General features: G+C 40.9%; 14 protein-coding genes. 10 read left to right on the forward strand and 4 right to left on the reverse strand.

Annotation, left to right across the window (positions count from 1 at the left end):
• Nucleotides 1–32 precede the first annotated feature (32 nt).
• The 5 genes from RJ01_RS06155 (at nucleotide 33) to RJ01_RS06175 (ending at nucleotide 4,555) form a co-directional block, all read left to right on the forward strand.
• On the forward strand, nucleotides 33–1,016 hold the full coding sequence (locus RJ01_RS06155) for an acyl-CoA dehydrogenase (RefSeq protein WP_034170391.1): 984 nt from the start codon (nucleotides 33–35) through the stop codon (nucleotides 1,014–1,016).
• Nucleotides 1,004–1,789, forward strand: coding sequence for a PIG-L deacetylase family protein (locus RJ01_RS06160; RefSeq protein WP_034170392.1), 786 nt, complete (start codon nucleotides 1,004–1,006; stop codon nucleotides 1,787–1,789). The genes RJ01_RS06155 and RJ01_RS06160 overlap by 13 nt, the downstream gene beginning before the upstream one ends.
• A complete protein-coding gene (locus RJ01_RS06165) occupies nucleotides 1,779–2,393 on the forward strand; it encodes a class I SAM-dependent methyltransferase (RefSeq protein ID WP_034170393.1) in 615 nt (204 codons plus the stop codon). The genes RJ01_RS06160 and RJ01_RS06165 overlap by 11 nt, the downstream gene beginning before the upstream one ends.
• Nucleotides 2,390–3,103, forward strand: a complete 714-nt coding sequence (locus RJ01_RS06170; RefSeq protein WP_034170394.1) for a glycosyltransferase family 2 protein — start codon at nucleotides 2,390–2,392, stop codon at nucleotides 3,101–3,103. Before RJ01_RS06165 ends, RJ01_RS06170 begins: the two co-directional genes overlap by 4 nt.
• Before the next feature lie 204 nt (nucleotides 3,104–3,307).
• Nucleotides 3,308–4,555 (forward strand): MFS transporter, encoded by a 1,248-nt coding sequence (locus tag RJ01_RS06175; protein ID WP_034170395.1) that lies wholly within the window; start codon nucleotides 3,308–3,310, stop codon nucleotides 4,553–4,555.
• A 30-nt stretch (nucleotides 4,556–4,585) separates the two neighbouring features.
• Here the strand turns inward: RJ01_RS06175 and RJ01_RS06180 are convergent, their stop codons facing one another.
• The 3 genes from RJ01_RS06180 to RJ01_RS06190 all read right to left on the reverse strand — a co-directional run bounded on the left by RJ01_RS06180 (nucleotide 4,586) and on the right by RJ01_RS06190 (nucleotide 7,617).
• On the reverse strand, nucleotides 4,586–6,019 hold the full coding sequence (locus RJ01_RS06180; RefSeq protein ID WP_034170396.1) for a trehalose-6-phosphate synthase: 1,434 nt from the start codon (nucleotides 6,017–6,019) through the stop codon (nucleotides 4,586–4,588).
• On the reverse strand, nucleotides 6,012–6,854 hold the full coding sequence (gene otsB, locus RJ01_RS06185) for a trehalose-phosphatase (RefSeq protein WP_034170397.1): 843 nt from the start codon (nucleotides 6,852–6,854) through the stop codon (nucleotides 6,012–6,014). The genes RJ01_RS06180 and otsB overlap by 8 nt, the downstream gene beginning before the upstream one ends.
• Nucleotides 6,855–7,422: 568 nt before the next feature.
• A complete protein-coding gene (locus RJ01_RS06190) occupies nucleotides 7,423–7,617 on the reverse strand; it encodes a hypothetical protein (protein WP_004783113.1) in 195 nt (64 codons plus the stop codon).
• 514 nt (nucleotides 7,618–8,131) lie between these two features.
• On the opposite strand from RJ01_RS06190, the gene sbmA reads away from it, so the two are divergent.
• The 5 genes from sbmA to RJ01_RS06215 all read left to right on the forward strand — a co-directional run bounded on the left by sbmA (nucleotide 8,132) and on the right by RJ01_RS06215 (nucleotide 16,269).
• Complete coding sequence (sbmA, locus tag RJ01_RS06195) at nucleotides 8,132–9,325, forward strand: peptide antibiotic transporter SbmA (protein WP_034170398.1); 1,194 nt, start codon at nucleotides 8,132–8,134, stop codon at nucleotides 9,323–9,325.
• Nucleotides 9,326–9,942: 617 nt separating this feature from the next.
• On the forward strand, nucleotides 9,943–10,926 hold the full coding sequence (locus tag RJ01_RS06200) for a hypothetical protein (protein WP_005234463.1): 984 nt from the start codon (nucleotides 9,943–9,945) through the stop codon (nucleotides 10,924–10,926).
• Between the two features lie 412 nt (nucleotides 10,927–11,338).
• Complete coding sequence (locus RJ01_RS06205; protein ID WP_052209075.1) at nucleotides 11,339–13,378, forward strand: M13 family metallopeptidase; 2,040 nt, start codon at nucleotides 11,339–11,341, stop codon at nucleotides 13,376–13,378.
• A gap of 193 nt (nucleotides 13,379–13,571) precedes the next feature.
• Nucleotides 13,572–15,620: a M13 family metallopeptidase gene (locus tag RJ01_RS06210; RefSeq protein WP_034170399.1), complete on the forward strand. Its 2,049-nt coding sequence runs from the start codon at nucleotides 13,572–13,574 to the stop codon at nucleotides 15,618–15,620.
• Between the two features lie 154 nt (nucleotides 15,621–15,774).
• Nucleotides 15,775–16,269: a hypothetical protein gene (locus RJ01_RS06215; protein WP_034170400.1), complete on the forward strand. Its 495-nt coding sequence runs from the start codon at nucleotides 15,775–15,777 to the stop codon at nucleotides 16,267–16,269.
• Between the two features lie 42 nt (nucleotides 16,270–16,311).
• Here the strand turns inward: RJ01_RS06215 and yddG are convergent, their stop codons facing one another.
• Nucleotides 16,312–17,247, reverse strand: a complete 936-nt coding sequence (gene yddG / locus RJ01_RS06220) for an aromatic amino acid DMT transporter YddG (protein ID WP_034170401.1) — start codon at nucleotides 17,245–17,247, stop codon at nucleotides 16,312–16,314.
• Nucleotides 17,248–17,631 lie beyond the last annotated feature (384 nt).

Raw genomic sequence — 17,631 nt, forward strand, 5'->3', positions numbered from 1 at the left:
CACAATATCGATATTTTTGAGGAAGCACTTTTATGGACCTCAGTTCAATATTAGAAAGATTTAAAAATTCATCATTAGAACCTAAAGAAAATATTCAAACGACTTTGAAGGAACTGGTGCAACTTTCGGATCAGGTTCCTTTTCCTGCATCAGGGGAAACTTTAAAACGCTGGCAAATTTTAAGCCAGATCTCGGCAACCAATTTAAGTCTGGGCAAAATATTTGAGTCGCATCTGGATGCAATTGCGATTCTGCATGAATTAAATATTCCGGCACATCCTCATCAGCTTTGGGCAGTCTGGGCAGCAGAAGGCGGGCCTCAACCATTGCAGCTGAATGAAGATAAGCTGACTGGCATTAAGACCTGGTGTTCCGCTTCTAGCTGGGTAGAGACAGGCTTACTGACTTATCGGGATGAACAAAATCACTCTCAATTGCTAATTATAGATATGCAGCAGCCTGGTATTCAGCATGATTATACTGTCTGGCAAGCTGTGGGAATGCAGCATACATCCACTGCACAACTAGAATTTAATCAGGTTCCTGTCAAAAAAGTCGCTGATCCACATGCATATCTGGATCGGGTAGGATTCTGGCATGGAGCAGCAGGCGTTGCTGCTTGCTGGTATGGTGCGACAGTAGCTCTTGCTGAATATCTGCAGCAGGAACAGTTAAGAAAACCGCATATGTATAAAGCCATGTATCTGGGTGAAATCAGCCGTGATCTTTTAGCTACTCAGGCTTTGTTTTATCGGGTTGCAGAATTGATTGACCAGCAACCTAAATTTCCTCATCAACTTCAGATTCAGGCTTTGCGTGCGCAGGTTGAAGCCACTGCATTAAATGTACTGAACCAGGTCGGAAAAGCACTTGGCGCATCGCCTTATTGTACCAATTCTTATTTTGCCCAGCTCGCAGCAGATCTGCCGGTATTTATCCGTCAAAGCCATGCTGCCTTTGATCTTGAGCGTATTGGAGAACTAAGCGCACAGGAGGAAGAACTATGGGCACTTTAAAACATGAGATTGTCGAAGATCGTGTGATCCATGGGGAGGGGACACGGGTGGAAGAATGGCGTAACTGCGAAATACTGCAACAGATACCAGAATTTAATATTTCCAATGTAATTCCTGCAGATGCCAGAGTCTGTATTGTGGCACCGCATCCGGATGATGAAATTCTGGGATGTGGCGGACTGATGCAACGTCTGGATAAACTCGGCTATAAGATTGTACTGTTTGCAGTGACCAATGGTACGGCCAGTCATCCTGGTTCGAGTCTGTATACGCCAGAAGAACTGAACCAGATTCGTCCAGCAGAAACGCGTCAGGCTCTGGAAGAATTGTCCTTAGAACAGTCGGTTCTTCGGATTGCTTTGGATATTCAGGATGGAAAAGTGGCTGAGCAGCGAGATTTGCTCAAACAGCAATTGCATTCGTATTTGCAGCCTAATGATGTATTGGTCACGACTTTTGTTCATGATGGACATCCAGATCATGAAATAACCGGGCAGGTCGTCCAGCAACTCGCCACTGAGCTACAGTTACCATATATTCAGGTTCTAATCTGGGCATGGCACTGGGCTACACCAGGAGATACCAGAATTCCGTGGACTGTTGCGCACAAACTCAGGCTGACAGATGAAGAATTAAAATGTAAAGCCCGAGCTGCACGATGTTTTAAGAGTCAGCTTGAGAATGATCCGACGACAGAACAGGCACCGATTGTTCCTGAGCATGCATTAGAGCGTGTTTTACAGCCATGGGAGGTTTATCTGTATGAACAGTAAATCAACCTATGATCATGCCTATTTTGATGCTCTGTATGCCCTGAACCAAGGAGATCCATGGCATTATGAACAGCGCTGGTATGAACAGCGTAAACGTCAAATTTGTAAAGCGCTCTTGCCCAAACTGCATTTTGAATCTGCCATAGAAATTGGTTGCAGTAATGGCATGCTAAGTCAGGAACTAGCTCCTCATACCGGAGAACTCATCTGTCTGGATGCCAATACGACAGCGATCCAGCTAGCGCAACAACGTCTGCAAGATTATTCTCATGTCAATTTTATCCAAGGCGTTGTTCCGGAAGACTTGCCAGAGCGTAAGTTTCAGCTAATTGTGCTGAGTGAAGTTTTATATTATCTGGATCAGGCCGCTTTAGAGAAATTGACCCACTGGTTGCAGCACGCCCTTGATGCAGAAGGCTGTATTCTGGCTTGTCACTGGCGGGCACCGATTTCAGGTTTTAGCTTTACTGGTGATGATACTCATGACCATCTAAATACTCACCTGCCTTATAAAAAATGTTCACAACTTCAGGAACCTGATTTTCTGGTTGATGTCTGGATAAATAGCCCACAGTCTGTGGCAGAGCAAGAGGGCCTTAAATGAATAAAATTGGTGTGGTCATTCCTGCCTGTAATGAAGAAGCCTATATAGAACGTTGCCTGCTGGCCTTAAAAAAAGCACAATTTGAATTTTATCAATACCTTGGTTCATCTGGAAATATTCCCGAGATTAAGATTTTAGTTGTCTTAGACAGTTGTACCGATCAAACCGCGATCAAAACCGTGCAACTGGGGGTAGAAGTCATTAGTTGTGACTTTCGTTCGGTGGGTAAGACCCGTCATTTAGGAATTCAAAAAGTAATTGAACAAGGATGCGACTGGATCTGTTGTACCGATGCGGATTCATATGTTCAGGAGGACTGGTTCAAGGTCATGTGGCAGCACCAACCCACTGACGCAATTTGTGGGGTCGTTGAAGTGGACGAATGGAAAAATTTTAGCCTGGAAGCCCGATTGAAATATTTAGGTCACTATCAGGACAAAATGGATCATCGGCATATTCATGGTGCAAACTTATGTTTTAAAACAAGTATATATAATAATTTTGATGGGTTTAACCAGTTAGATTGTCATGAAGATGTCGACTTTGTTCGCCGTTTACAACAGGCAGGAGTCAATATTACCTGGTCCAATCAATTAAGGGTAACAACCAGTAGTCGGCTACAGTCAAAAGTTGCTGAAGGTTTCGCCTGTTTTTTACAAAATCTTGAGTTACAGGAAGCAATGAAAAAACCGATCAGCATATACAAATAAAACTATAAAATTATAAATTTTATACAATCAATTACTTGTAAAAAATTTAAAAATTCATTTCTAAAAGCTATTTCATTTAGAAAAATTCTGTTTATAATTCACACAAATTAAGCCCTGCTACTTATATTTTTCAGCTATAAGTCCGCGGGGTTTTTCTATGGATGATCGGTAATGGATGCCTGAGCTCTTTCTTTTGGAATGACAATGTTAAATTCACAGCTAATTTCTCGTCTTCAGTCTCCATCACCGTATCTCTGGCAGAAAATCGCCACTGCACTGTGTTTTTTTAGTCTAGGTTTTAGTACAGCTGCCTGGGCACCATTAATTCCTTATGCGCAGCAGCGCTTATTGCTGAACCATGCTGACTTTGGTTTACTTTTGCTATGTGCCGGAGTTGGCTCAATGCTGGCCATGCCATTGGCAGGTCGTATGGCGAGCAAGTTTGGTTGCCGTACAGTACTGGCTGTTATTCTGGCTGCATTTCTGTTCATCTTGCCAGCGCTAGCGATTAGTCCTACCAGCTTGATGATGGCAATTACCCTGTTTTTCTTTGGCGCCAGTGCTGGTGCTTTGGGGGTAACCGTAAATATTCAGGCTGCCCAGATTGAAAAACTCATGGATAAAAGCTTGATGTCGGGTTTCCATGGCGTATGTAGCTTGGGTGGTCTGGTTGGTGTATTGGGCATGACCACGTTAATGGGATTTGGTCTGGCACCTTTAACTGGCGCACTGGTTGTAAGTGTAATGTTGCTTGCGATTGCGATGCTGGCAATTCCATTTTGCTTGGGTGGTCAGTCATCAACTACAGAAGAAACTAATACAACTACAGCAAAACCTGCGAAAAAAGCGCTACCAACATTCGCAATTTTAGGTATTGGCCTGATCTGTTTTGTATCCTTCCTGTCTGAAGGTGCAGCGATGGACTGGAGCGGTATTTATCTGGCAACCCAGTTTAACGTACCTGCAGCGCATACCGGTCTGGCTTATAGTTTCTTTGCTGGCTTGATGGTGCTTGGACGTTTTAGCGGTCATCTCATCATTCAAAGCTTGGGTGAAAAAACTACTATCTTACTAAGTGCTTTGCTGGCTGCAGCAGGCCTATTTATGGTGATCTTTGCACCAGTATGGCAAGTCGTTTTAACTGGTTATGCGATCTTGGGTCTAGGTAGCGCCAACATCGTTCCGTTAATGTTCTCTCGTGCAGGCCGCCAAAAATCTATGGCTTCTCATGTAGCATTATCTTATGTATCGGTATTTGCTTATACCGGTTCATTGATCGGGCCAGCGCTGGTAGGTTTCGGTAGTGAAATTATCGGCTTACGTTTAGTGTTTACAGTCATCGCAGTTGCTTTAATGAGCATTGTAGTCCTGAACCATCTGACTGCCGGTCACAAAGAATCAGAAAAAGCAGAAGGTCTTATTGCCGGCCTAGACCACAAAACACCAGCATAAAGCTGGTGTTTTTTTATGGGCTTTCAGACCTTAGGCATGCATATTGAACTGGGTCGAAATGCCTTTGGCCACTGGTCGATAAATTCGCAAGCTTTGTGATTTTTTCAGATCAGACAGGAACTGATCACGCCAGCGAATGATATCGAAATTCTTCAAGCCTTGCTGTAAATAGCGGTAACGTTCCAAACGTTCCGACTTAGGCATACGCAAGGCTCTTTTCAAGGCTTTGGCCATACTGTCCTGATCATAAGGATCGACCAGTAAGGCTTCTTTCATTTGCTCGGCAGCCCCGGCATATTTAGACAGAATTAATACGCCAGGATCTAGCGGGTCTTGCGCAGCAATATATTCTTTGGCCACCAGATTCATCCCGTCACGGATTGAATTCACCCAGCAAATATCTGCCTTACGGTAGAGCTGCATTAGGGCTTCATGACCCAAAGTGTCATAGCTACAGTCAAAAGGCAGCCAGTTTGCATTGCCATGCTGATGGTTTAAATTCTGCACCGCAGCCTGGAACTGTTCATAGAGTTTTCTATAGCTGTTCACATCCAGTCGGCATGGGCAGGCAATCTGTAATTGCTGGAACTGATTTTTAAATTCAGGTTGTTCATCCAGCAACTCCTGGAATGCATGAATTTTCTCCAGTAGCCCTTTACTGTAGTCAATCCGGTCAACCGAAATAATAGTCTTATGGGCATGTGCTTTACCCAGATCAAAGGGCAGGTCAGTGACTTGACTCTCAGCAGCCTGCTTCTGAATTTGTGCCGGATGTACACCGATTGGATAAGCCTTCACATAAATCCGTTTAGACTGATAACTCAGGATTTCATCATTGCGATGCTGGATATTTAATACCTGTTCCAGGAAATCAATACAGTTGGCCTGATCGCGTGGAGTTTGCAGACCGATGACATCAAAATCTGCCAGGTGTCGGGCCAGTTCCTGATAAGGAGGCAGCGTTTGCCAAAGTTTCAGTTCCGGGAAAGGAATGTGCAGGAAGAATCCAATCCGGTTGCGCATGCCTAATTTACGACAGTAATGCGCCACACTCAGGAAATGATAATCATGAATCCAGATGATGTCATGCGGTGAAGCCACCTGTTTCAGGTGTTTGGCAAAACGCAAATTGACATCTTTATAGGTTTTAAAATCCTGTGGCTGATATTCAACACGTTGATGCTGGTCATGCATTAATGGCCATAAGGCATTATTAGAGAAACCACAATAATAACCCTGGTACTGGGCTTCGCTCAGTGCACTGGTATGATATTCCACATTCTGATGTTTCAGAATCTGAAATTTCTGTTCCTTGTTCTGGTCAACTCTGGAGCCATTCCATCCAACCCAGATACCGCCTATATCTTGCAATGCATCCTGCAATGCAACAGCCAATCCACCAGCCTTCATACTTTCTGGGTTAGGTAGATTCACACGGTTTGATAACACAATGAGTTTAGACATGTGATTTCTCCAATCGTTGTTGTTCTTGTACTTCAATTACATTTAAAAATTCTTTCAGGAAGGCCTGAACTTGAGAGACATTTTCCAGTCTGTACCGTGCCAGGGTCTGGCCAAGGCCTACTTTGATTGAGCAGCCGTGAAGGGCATTGATGACCTTGAATCCGGCTTCATCGGTCAGGTCATCACCAATAAACATGTGATAATGATCAGTGAGATGGTATTGCTGAATAATCTGTTGAATCGCTGAACCTTTATTGGCGCCTTTGGGCACCAGTTCAAAAACATACTTGCCAGCTTTTAACTCAAAGTCGGAAAACTGGTTGAGACATTCCAGCGCAAAAGCATGTACGCGATCTTCTAGTTGAGGATGTTCACGAAAATGTAGCGCAACAGAATAATCTTTAACCTCGATCCGCAAATCAGGGATTTGAACTGCCTGTTCCTGAATATATTGTTTTAGGGCTTGTAGCTGCGGCTTATTTAAAGAGATTAATGTCTTTAAATCAGCTTGATAGATTAATTCCAGACCATGTGATCCAGCGATATTCCATTGCAGAGGGTGAATAAGTTTTTGTGCTTGTAAAATCGAACGACCAGTAACTAATATCAGCTGAATATATTGTTGTAAATTTTTCAATATATTTATAATTTCAGGATGAATTATACTTTTATCTGGATCTGGGTGAAATTCAGAGATTGTTCCGTCAATATCAAGAAATAAAACAACCTGATTTGAGTCCATATTCAGGTTGCAATCATTTAAAATCATCTTTGGCGATATATAAGATGAGCTAGATGAATCTTCTAAATTTTGTTCCCTATGTATGTCTGACATAAATCCACCTAAGTACATGATATAAAGTAGATTAAAAATTAGAGTTAAACTGTGTGATTTTTAATCTAATTATTTTTATAACATATTCTATTTTTCAAAATGGCGTTAGGCGCAGAAAAGAAACACTTTTGACATGTAAAGTTACTTTGTAAAATTTGGAAATATTCAGTAGGAAAGATTGATATTCTTTGTATATTTGTAAAATAATTTTTCAGTGATTTTTAATATATTAATAATGATATTTAAGGTTGTGCATATTAAGTGATTGAGTAATTTTGAGTGCTATAAATAAGACTCTTTTGATTATTTAATGTGAAAAATGGTTTTGATTTATATTTTTAGAAATTAATTCATCAGCTTTCTATTAAATAATAGGCATTAAATTAGAAATATTTGAAAACACATTTAATATAAAATAGAAATATAGCGCAGCCTATTAATTTTTTATTAAAGCCGGTTTTGAAAGGAAGTATAAATTATAAAATCTTGGTGCTACATAGAAGAGTTAGGGTTATATCGTTGAGAGACTAGGTGTAGACATAACCCCATAAAGAGGAGAGCAGAGTGCTTATAGCTCTCTCCAAACATCGTTCTCATCTTTCAATGGAATAGTAAAGTTAAAGTCATCATCATTACTAACTAAAAGGCTGGTAGGCGTTTGCATCACAACTTTTAAAACAGTACCAGCTTCAAAAATAATCGGGTGACAGTTTTCCTTTTCCAAGGTCACTGGCTTAAGTAATTCAATCACAGAACTTTCCATATTTTTATTCCCAAATATTGATACTTCGCTGTTTTTTAATCTTAACATGATTTTTGCAAATTTAACTAATTTTTGAAAAACCGAGACATAAGTCAACAAGTCGATCAGTTTTTTCTTAAAAAGCGCTTAATCCAGTAAATTAAAGAGCTAAAGATTAAGATTTAACTTTCAAACGATTTGTGTTTCTTAAACTCGAACATTTTTAGTCCATTTACCGACGAAAAGAAGAGAAAAAGACAAACGGCGTCAAATAGTCAATCTAGCGCAATATCTACTTGTCACTTTTTGACAGGCCAGTCATGATCTCCTTCATTCTATTGCATACGTTATGCGCTACTATTAAAGCAAGAATCATATAATCTGATATTAATTTGGCTTTAGCGATTTTGTGTTTGTATGTAATTTTTTACATTGAATTGCAAATTTATGCTGCAGTTCGTTGAAAGTCTGAAAATAAGAATAAACTGTGCGTCATTTGGATGACCCGTACATCTATAAGGAGAATTAAGCCCCAATGTTTAAGTCATTTTTTCCACAACCAGTGTGGTTTTTTAGTAGTCTGGTACTGTGGTTTCTGATCAATCTTGGCCTTTGGCATAGTGGTGGATCAGGCTGGGGTGTCTATTTAGGTATGACTGAAGGTTATCATGATCTTAAAATGCCGATAGGAATCAGCCGTTTCTGGGCGCCAAAATTTCTCTGGTTCTATCTCTGGTTTTTTGTAAGTACCGCGATATTCGCTACCTTCTGGTATTTTAAAGCGAAACATCCCTGGCAGCGCTGGTCCGTGTGGGGCTCGGCCTTTATCCTGTTCAATATCTGGTTTGGGGTGCAGGTTAATGTCGTCTTAAATGAATGGTATAGCCCGTTCTATGACCAGATCCAGAATATGCTTACCCAAGGGGGCGGAGATGTCAGCCTATTATATCAAGGTGCATTGACCTTTATTTATATTGCCATGGTCTATGTCACGCTGGCGGTGTTTAACCTGTTCTTTGTCAGTCATTATGTATTCCGCTGGCGTACAGCGATGAATGACTACTATACGGCGCATTGGGAAAAGTTACGTCATATTGAAGGGGCGTCACAGCGTATTCAGGAAGATACCATGCGTTTTTCCAAAACTACGGAACAGCTGAGTGTCTCACTTATTGAATCTCTGATGCTATTAATGGCTTTCCTGCCAATCCTGTATGAATTATCGAGTCATGTAAAAGTACTGCCGATTGTCGGTGAAATACCGCATGCATTAATGTGGGCGTCGATCGGTTGGGCAGTTATGGGAACTGTGATTTTAATGATTGTCGGAATGAAACTCCCTGGACTGGAATTCAATAATCAGAAAGTTGAAGCGGCTTATCGTAAAGAGCTGGTTTATGGTGAAGATTATGCTGATCGTGCTCACCCGCTTACCTTGCAAGAACTGTTTAGCCGGGTACGTAAGAATTATTTCCGTTTGTATTTCCACTATGCCTATTTCAATATGGTTCGTATCTGGTATCTACAACTGGACAATATTTACGGATTATTTATTTTGTTTCCAAGTATTGCCGCGGGTGCGATTACACTCGGTTTGATGATGCAGATCCTGAATGTTTTCGGTAAGGTTCGTGAGTCTTTCCAGTATCTGATTTTATCCTGGCCTACGATTATTGAATTGCTCTCCATCTATAAACGTTTGAAAGCATTTGAATCCCATCTCGATTAATTTTTTCTTACATTCATAGACAATTTTAAAAGCCAGACCAGCACAGGTTTGGCTTTTTTATTGATTAATTTTTATTCAACATCAAGTTGAAAATTACGATCTGCAGAAGTACAAAAAAATAGGATGAGTGGTACCCAAACATCCCAGTATTAGGGTATTCAAGCTATTTTTTTTGTCTAGAATTTTAAAGGCCAGCCAGGGTGGTATTTAATTTCCAATAATATGGCGTATAAAAACAATTAGTGTACGTAAAGGAAATTATTCAAATTATAATCTCATTCAGACAGCGATAGAGAGCATAATTGCCGTTATCATACATGATAATAATATCTCTAATTTTTGTTGAATGAGTAACCGGAGAACTGATCCGTTTCTTCGGTTTTTTTAATATCTTTTTTCTACTGCTTCATCTTTCAATTGATGAGTAATCCAACGTATTTATTGATATTGAAGAATGTTAATTTGATCAATTTATTTGGTTTTAAGCTAGATGAATTAGGCACTCTATTCCTCATTTTTAGTGATAGGTCTCGCTATATTTTTATATTTATCAATCTGTTGAGATTGTTGTTTTAGCATATTTGCTATATGTTATAGAGGCCTGGGGGAGATAAGCAGTGAAGCTAAAATTAATAATTCCAACAATATGTGTAGCAAGTCTGGCTGGATGTAACAGTATTCAGCAAATGAAATCAGATATGCAGCATCCTTATGCAAGTCCTCAAGAACTGATCGTTAAAAGAAACCTGAATCAAGCTGACGGTTCGGCAAAAGAATATGTTTATTCATGGGAAAAATCCAAGCAGCATTTAGAGCCACAATCCCTCTATCCACGAACCACTTTAAGCCAGTACTGTCATGAACAGGGCGGCAAGTTTTCTCTGTTATACAAAAGCCAGTTAGCTTCAGTAAAAGATTCTGCCCAGAAGAACCGTTTAAGCAAAAACCGTTATGTCACCCAAGGCATTGGTGCCTATCAATGTACAATGCCTCAAGGGCAAAACTGGATTGTTTCTATTGAGCCGATTGCTGAACGTCAGCTAGATAAGAATAATACTACCCGTGTAGTCCGGATCCTGAGCAAACTTCAAAGCCCAGCTGAAGCGCGTCATTTCTATCAGGGCCATAAGACTACGACTAAGTCTAATAAAATTGTCGAGAAGAATGCAGCCAAAACCTCAGTCAAAGATGAGAAAAAGGAATTAGATAAAAAAGAAGCCGATAAGAAAGAAATAAAAATACCTGCTGTTGAACCGACAGTGGTTGCTGTCCCTGCTGCTCGTACAACTAGTATCGAAACGCCACAACAGCAACAGATGAAATTGTATGTAGCTGCACGTCGTGATATCAATAGCGGTAAGAACCTGAACAATGCCTGCAATAATGCCCAGCGTGCCTATAACTATGGCAAATTACAGGGTACAGAAGGAACACGTGTCTATACTGAATCAGGTATGTTAGTGGCACGCTGTTTAAGCAGTATTCCAGTCTATGCTAACCGTATTCCAAATTCCAAGGTTCAGGCCAAACGAGTACTGCAGAATCTGGCCACCAACTATAACCATACTGGGGCGAAGAATAAGTTGAGACAGTTAAAATAAGTCTATTATTTTCACATGCAGTTTGATCATTTATTTAGCAGAGTAGATGCACATGAAAAGTCATCTACTTTAAGGATTGGTGATATTGAAAAAAGTATTTCTTAAGCATAGGCGAACTTAAAAGTAATATTTTTCTTTCGAATACCAATGATAGAAGATAAATAGTTATCCTATTGATAGGAATAACTATTAATTAGTATTAGGTTGCAAATCGAACCTTATTTCACAGTGAATCTCCCATCGCCATCTCAGATTTTCTCTTCTATATCTCCTGTTAAATACAAGCTAATTCAACGGCATATTCTAGAAATTATTGGTATATCTTTTGCTTAAAAATTATCAGTTTTGTGCTTATGGACTGAGCAAGAAAAACTAATTGATTTTTAACATACACAATAATGAGATTTATCGCTTGAGAAAACGTATTTTAAGTCATTTGATTCTTGTGGGTGCATTTCTACATTCGTCTGTGAGTTATGCAGTGAGTACAACTTCATTAAAATCGGCAATTGATCTGAATGCGATTGATCGGACGGTTGATCCAAAGCAGGATTTTTATCAATTCGTGAATGGAAACTGGCTGAAAACCGTAAAGATTCCAGAAGATCAGGCATTGTCGGGTGCATTTGCTGAAGTGAGTATGAAATCAACCCAGCAGTTATTTGACATTTTTAATGAGCTGGCTAAAGAACAGTATCCGCAAGGTAGCAATGAACAAAAGGTCGCAGATCTCTATGCCAGTTATATGGATACCGATCGGCTGGAACAACTTGGGCTTGAGGCATTGCAACAAGACCTACAGCGGATTGAAAGTATCAAGACCAAAAAAGATCTGGCAGAGTTTTTTGCCTATGCAGAAAAAATCAATCTGAATTTGCCCTTCTCTACCCGTTTTTATCAGGACCGTAAAGCTTCTTCCAAGGCTATGATGTATGTAGGGCAAGGTGGCTTGGGGATGCCTGATCGTGATTTTTACCTGAGTGAGCAGCCTCGACAACAGGAAATTCGCAATACTTATCTGCTTTATATCGCCAATACCCTGAATTTTGCCGGTCAGCCTAAGCCGATTGAAGATGCTCGCACTATCCTGGCTTTGGAAAAGGCACTGGCAAAAATTAGCTGGTCCGCTGTGGAGCTACGCAATGATGAGGTGAGAACCTATCTCGTTGAGACTAAAAATATCATTAACTATATGCCTTCTTTTGACTGGATGAATTATTTCTCAGAACTGGGCTTAAAAGGTGCAAGAAAAGAGGTTGCGATCTCGCAGATTAATTATTTGCGTCAGCTGGATCAGTTATGGAAGGTGGTTCCAATTGAAACCTGGCAAACCTATTTGAAATTCAACATGATCAATAGTTATTCACCATTTTTAACAGAAGTTTTTCAAAATCATCATTTTGAATTTTATGACAAAGCGCTAGAGGGTGTACAAGCACGTTCTCCACGGAAAGAGTCCGCTCTGGAACTCACTAACGATATTTTAGGTAATGTGCTTGGCAAGCTTTATGTAGAAAAGCACTTTAATGAAAGCCAGCGCCCGGCCATGCTGGAAATGATAGAAAACGTCCGTAAAGCCTTTCATCTGAAACTGGATCAGGCGGACTGGATGGGTTCGGATACCAAAAAACAAGTACGGCATAAACTGGACAGCATCAATATTAAAATCGGCTATCCGAAAACATGGCGGGATTATTCAGCCCTAGAGATTCGTAAAGATGATCTGATTGGTAATATCCAGCGGACCCGGCTGTTCAATTACCAGCGTGAACTGGATCAGGTGGGAGAGCCGATTGATCCAGAAGCCTGGCACATGTCGCCACAAACAGCCAATGCTTACTATAACGTCAAGCTCAATGAAATCGTATTACCTGCGGCCATCTGGCAGGCGCCATTTTATTATGATGATAGTCATGATCCTGCAGTGAATTATGGTACCATAGGGGCTGTTATCGCACATGAAATTAGCCACGGTTTTGACGATAGAGGAAGTCGGTTCGATGCCAAAGGCAAGGGTGAAGAAACCTGGAACGAGCGCGACCGTAAAAAATTCAATGAACGCACCAAAGCCTTAGTCGAGCAATATAAACAATACGAAGCTCTCCCAGGGCATAAGGTGAATGCGGAATTAAATAAAAGTGAAAATATCTCTGACAACTTGGGCTTAGGGATCGCTCATATGGCTTACAAGTTATCGCTCAAGGGTCAGCCAGCACCTGTCATTGATGGCTTTAGTGGAGATCAGCGTTTTTATATAGGCTGGGCACAAGTCTGGCGTAGTAAAAGTAATCCTGAATATCTGTTAAATAGTCTAAACCTTGCCAGCCATGCACCAGGTCATGTACGTGGCAATGGCGCTGTCCGTAATCAGCAAAGTTTCTATGAAGCTTTTGAGATTAAAGAAGGGGACAAGATGTATTTATCATCTGAAAAACGAATCTCCATCTGGTAACAGGTTTTAAAAAACAGGTCTATTTATCTGAAAAGAGACAGGCCTATTTTTTTATCTAAACGACCAGCAGGCAGAGCCAAGACCAGTTTAAAAATTGGCATATATGCTGCTTGTAAAGATTTAAGTGTTTGATTATTAGGTCAACACGTATTGATAAATTTAACTGCGCAGTGAAGCGCGAGGATAGCAAGCTTTGAAAATTTTTCTAAAAACCGCATTGGTAAGTGCTTTATTAGCCGTTTCCTCTGCAAATTATGCTTCAGATCAAACCGCTATTGCAGCACTTGGCTCGGGGATTCATCTTCAACATTTTGATAAAAAAATCGCACCACAACAGGACTTCTATCAGCATGTAAACGGGCACTGGTTAGAGCATGAGGAAATTCCAGCTGATATGCCAAACTGGGGTGCATTCACAATTTTGCGTGAAAATTCGACCCAGCAATTACATGACATTGTAGAAGAGCTGGCGAAAACCAAATCGGAATATGGCAGCAATGAGCAGAAAGTGGGGAGTTTGTATGCCAGCTTTATGGACACGGAAACTTTAAATGCAAAAGGTATCCAGCCGCTAAAAGCAGATATCGCCAAAATTGAGGCCATGAAAAGCAAGAAAGATTTTACTTTGTTGCTTGCAGACTATGCAAAAAACCGTGTCAGCACGCCTTTTGAGTTTGGCGTGATGCCTGACTTGAAAAAGTCTGATCAAATGGCGGTGTTTTTGGGTCAAAGTGGTTTAGGTTTACCGGATCGTGATTACTATTTAAAAGACGATGAAAAACTGAAAAGTGCCCGTGAAACTTATGTTAAACACATTGCTAAGCTGTTGACGCTATCGGGTGAAACAGAGGCAGAAGCGGCTGCACATGCACAATCTATTCTGAAGTTAGAAACTGAAATTGCCAAAATTCAGTGGGATAACGTGCAGAACCGTAATCTCGAAAAAATGTATAACGTCTATACATTAAAAGACGTCAAAAGCCTGGTGCCAGAATTTGACTGGAAAACCTATTTTAAAGCGACGGGTTTAGACAAAAAAACCAAAACCGTAATTGTGGCGCAAAAAAGTTATTTTGAAGATTTAAACAAGATTTTAAGCAGCACACCCCTCGATGTATGGCAAACCTATTTCAAATTCCATCTGATTGATGGTGCTGCACCTTACTTAAGTCAGGAATTTGCTGATGCAAACTTTGAAATGTACAGCAAAACCTTACGCGGTGTGACCGAGCAACGGGCACGCTGGAAACGTGGGGTTGATATGACCAATGCGGTACTCGGTGAAAGTCTGGCACAAGTCTATGTCGCAAAACATTTCCAGCCTGAACAGAAACAGCGCATGGAAAAACTGGTAGAAAACCTGTTGCTGGCATTTGAACAGAATCTGGAAAAACTGGACTGGATGGGCGCGGAAACCAAAGCACAGGCATACCGTAAGCTGAAAAACTTTAGAGTGAAAATTGGCTATCCAAATAAATGGCGTGACTACAGCAAGCTGGAAATTAAAGATGGTGACCTGATTGGAAATCTGCGTCGTACCAACGGTTTCAATTATGACATCGCGCTGGATAAACTGGGCAAACCGGTTGACCGTGAAGAATGGCATATGCTGCCGCAAACGGTAAATGCTTACTACAACCCGATGGGCAATGAAATTGTTTTCCCTGCTGCGATTTTACAGCCGCCATTCTTTGATATGAATGCCGATGATGCCGTGAACTATGGAGCAATCGGGGCAGTAATTGGACATGAAATTAGTCATGGCTTTGATGATCAGGGCAGCCGCTTTGATGCAGATGGCAACATGAAAAACTGGTGGACTGAAGAAGACGATAAAAAATTCAAGGAAAAAACCAAAGCTCTGGTTGAGCAATACAATGCCTATGAAGCGATACCGGGCTATCATGTCAATGGTGAACTGACCTTAGGTGAAAATATTGCCGATAACTCAGGTCTGGCAATTGCCTATGAAGCTTATAAATTGTCTCTTAATGGCAAACCTGCACCGGTGATTGATGGATATACTGGAGATCAGCGTTTCTATATTGGCTGGACGCAGGCATGGCGTGCCAAAGTTCGTCCAGAACTGGCATTGCAGCTATTAAAAACAGACCCGCATTCACCAGCAGCCATTCGTGGTCGTGCCACTTTACTTAACCAGAAACCTTTCTATGAAGCCTTTAGCGTCAAGCAAGAAGATCCGATGTATCTGGAAGAAGATAAACGGGTAAAAATCTGGTAAGTCTGATTTCCTCATTCGATTCCAAAAATCCTGACTGATGTCGGGATTTTTTTTATCTCTCAGGTTACAGAGTTTTACAGGTTTTCCAACCTTTTACATGCTACAAAGAAACTGCATTGTTCAAGCAGTTTGAACGGGTGAAAAAGGAAAGATTATGGGTTTTAAAGTTTTATCTGGTCTTCGGGCAGTCTTCATGACTACAGCATTACTGGGTGCTACTCAGATTGCGACAGCTGGTCCAACAGTTGATCAGCTTAGTGACTGTTTAATGAAATCCACGACGGCCACCGATAAAACCACAGTCTTGCAATGGACCTTTGTGGCATTGGGTAATCATCCTGATCTGAAAGCTTTTAGCAATGTAACCGCAACTCAAAAGGAAACGCTCGACAGAAATTTAGCGACGGTTTTACAGCGGATTCTGGTTGAGCAATGTCCAACCCAAACCAAAGCGGTCATTCAGGCTGAAGGAGTACAAGCAGTGGGCGAAAGTTTCCAGAAGCTTGGGCGGGTTACAGGTGAGGAAATACTGAAAAATCCCGAAATCAAAAGTCAGCTAAGTGGCGTACTCAAATATATCGATATGAGCAAATTGGTCACGACGTTTTTGACACCTGACGTGTGGAATAGATTAGGCCTCACCCGTTAATTAATTGCAGATGCAATAAAACTTAAACCGCAAAAACGTGGTTTAAGTTTTATAAAGCTTGCCTGGAAACAGTCGACCTCGAATTTCATCCCAGTTGGTCGACAGCCAGCAAATAAATGAACCTAAGGTAACCATCATCGTGCCGATCCAAAAGGTGTGGGATAGACTGGTATTCAGTACCCACATGGAAATGACAGACGAAAAAATCGGGCTAAAATAAGACAATGCGACCAGCATCGCGATATTGCCCTGGTTAATCCCGATATTCCAGGCTGCATAACCCAAGCCAGTTACGACTGACACCAGCAACATATACAGCATGATATTCAAGTCAATATTAAGAAGTTGTGGTAGTTGTTCGAGATCTAACAGCAGCGTTTTGCTCCAGAGAACCACACTTACCATCGCGAAAAAGAACACGATCGGGTTATGTCCTTGGCTGTATTTTTTGGTAAATACACAATATAGCGACCATAAACTCGCCCCAATAAATGCCAATATATAACTGGTCGGATTGGCTTGTATATTGTGAATGACGGTTGCTAAATGAATATCGCCGTTGCCCGTCTGGATATAAAAAATACCTGCCACACTAATACTGAGCCCTACCACTACTAAGCTGTGAAATTTTAGTTCATGAAATAAAATCAGCATGGCGATGGTCATACTGGGCCACAGATAATTCACTAAACTAATTTCAATGGCTTGCTGTGCAGTTTGTGCAAGTGCTACGGCATAGGCAAAGCAGATTTCATACACCAGAAATAATGCAGCTGCACTCAGCAGATAAAATTTGGGTATGGTTTTGAGTTTGGGCAAGCCAAAAACAGCCAGTAAGAGCAAGGTGCTTAAGCTATACATCATCAGCACTGCTAAATCCGGCCCAATGCTTGCACTGATTTTTTTCAGTAATCCGACAATGGATGACCATTGCAAAATGGCACTTAATCCAATCAGTGTGGCGAGGTTTTTAGACATGGTAGAGAGATTTGGGAGAGTATTTGCTGATTGTAAGAGAATTATGGATTTTTCAATATAGTTCGCTTGCTTTGTTTGTGATAGATGTTGAATTTAGAGGGATTAGAGAATTTGGATTTGTCCTAAGTCTTCGAATTTGGCGATGGAGGAGACCTTTTTGATAGTCATGTTGTTTTTGGTGTGAAGTGTTTTTTTGATTGTATGATTAAAATTTTGAAATTTAAATGATAATCCTCTCCCTAGCCCTCTCCTTTAAAAAAGGAGAGGGAACACCGCGTATCAAATTGCTCGCTTAGCAAGTCTCCTTTTTTAAAGGTGAGAAGTGAAACTTCGTAAGGAGAGGGATTGAAAAAGTTGAATGCGTCCTAAGCCTTCGCATTTGGC

This window comes from Acinetobacter sp. YZS-X1-1 (assembly GCF_000804305.1).
GTDB lineage: Bacteria > Pseudomonadota > Gammaproteobacteria > Pseudomonadales > Moraxellaceae > Acinetobacter > Acinetobacter variabilis.

Bases quoted from the DNA above. Each gene is read 5' to 3' on its own strand.
- RJ01_RS06175 (WP_034170395.1), top strand. From the start codon at position 3,308: ATGTTAAATTCACAGCTAATTTCTCGTCTTCAGTCTCCATCACCGTAT.
- RJ01_RS06215 (WP_034170400.1), top strand. From the start codon at position 15,775: ATGGGTTTTAAAGTTTTATCTGGTCTTCGGGCAGTCTTCATGACTACA.
- RJ01_RS06180 (WP_034170396.1), bottom strand. From the start codon at position 6,019: ATGTCTAAACTCATTGTGTTATCAAACCGTGTGAATCTACCTAACCCA.
- otsB (WP_034170397.1), bottom strand. From the start codon at position 6,854: ATGTCAGACATACATAGGGAACAAAATTTAGAAGATTCATCTAGCTCA.
- RJ01_RS06170 (WP_034170394.1), top strand. From the start codon at position 2,390: ATGAATAAAATTGGTGTGGTCATTCCTGCCTGTAATGAAGAAGCCTAT.
- RJ01_RS06165 (WP_034170393.1), top strand. From the start codon at position 1,779: ATGAACAGTAAATCAACCTATGATCATGCCTATTTTGATGCTCTGTAT.
- RJ01_RS06160 (WP_034170392.1), top strand. From the start codon at position 1,004: ATGGGCACTTTAAAACATGAGATTGTCGAAGATCGTGTGATCCATGGG.
- sbmA (WP_034170398.1), top strand. From the start codon at position 8,132: ATGTTTAAGTCATTTTTTCCACAACCAGTGTGGTTTTTTAGTAGTCTG.
- RJ01_RS06155 (WP_034170391.1), top strand. From the start codon at position 33: ATGGACCTCAGTTCAATATTAGAAAGATTTAAAAATTCATCATTAGAA.
- RJ01_RS06190 (WP_004783113.1), bottom strand. From the start codon at position 7,617: ATGGAAAGTTCTGTGATTGAATTACTTAAGCCAGTGACCTTGGAAAAG.
- yddG (WP_034170401.1), bottom strand. From the start codon at position 17,247: ATGTCTAAAAACCTCGCCACACTGATTGGATTAAGTGCCATTTTGCAA.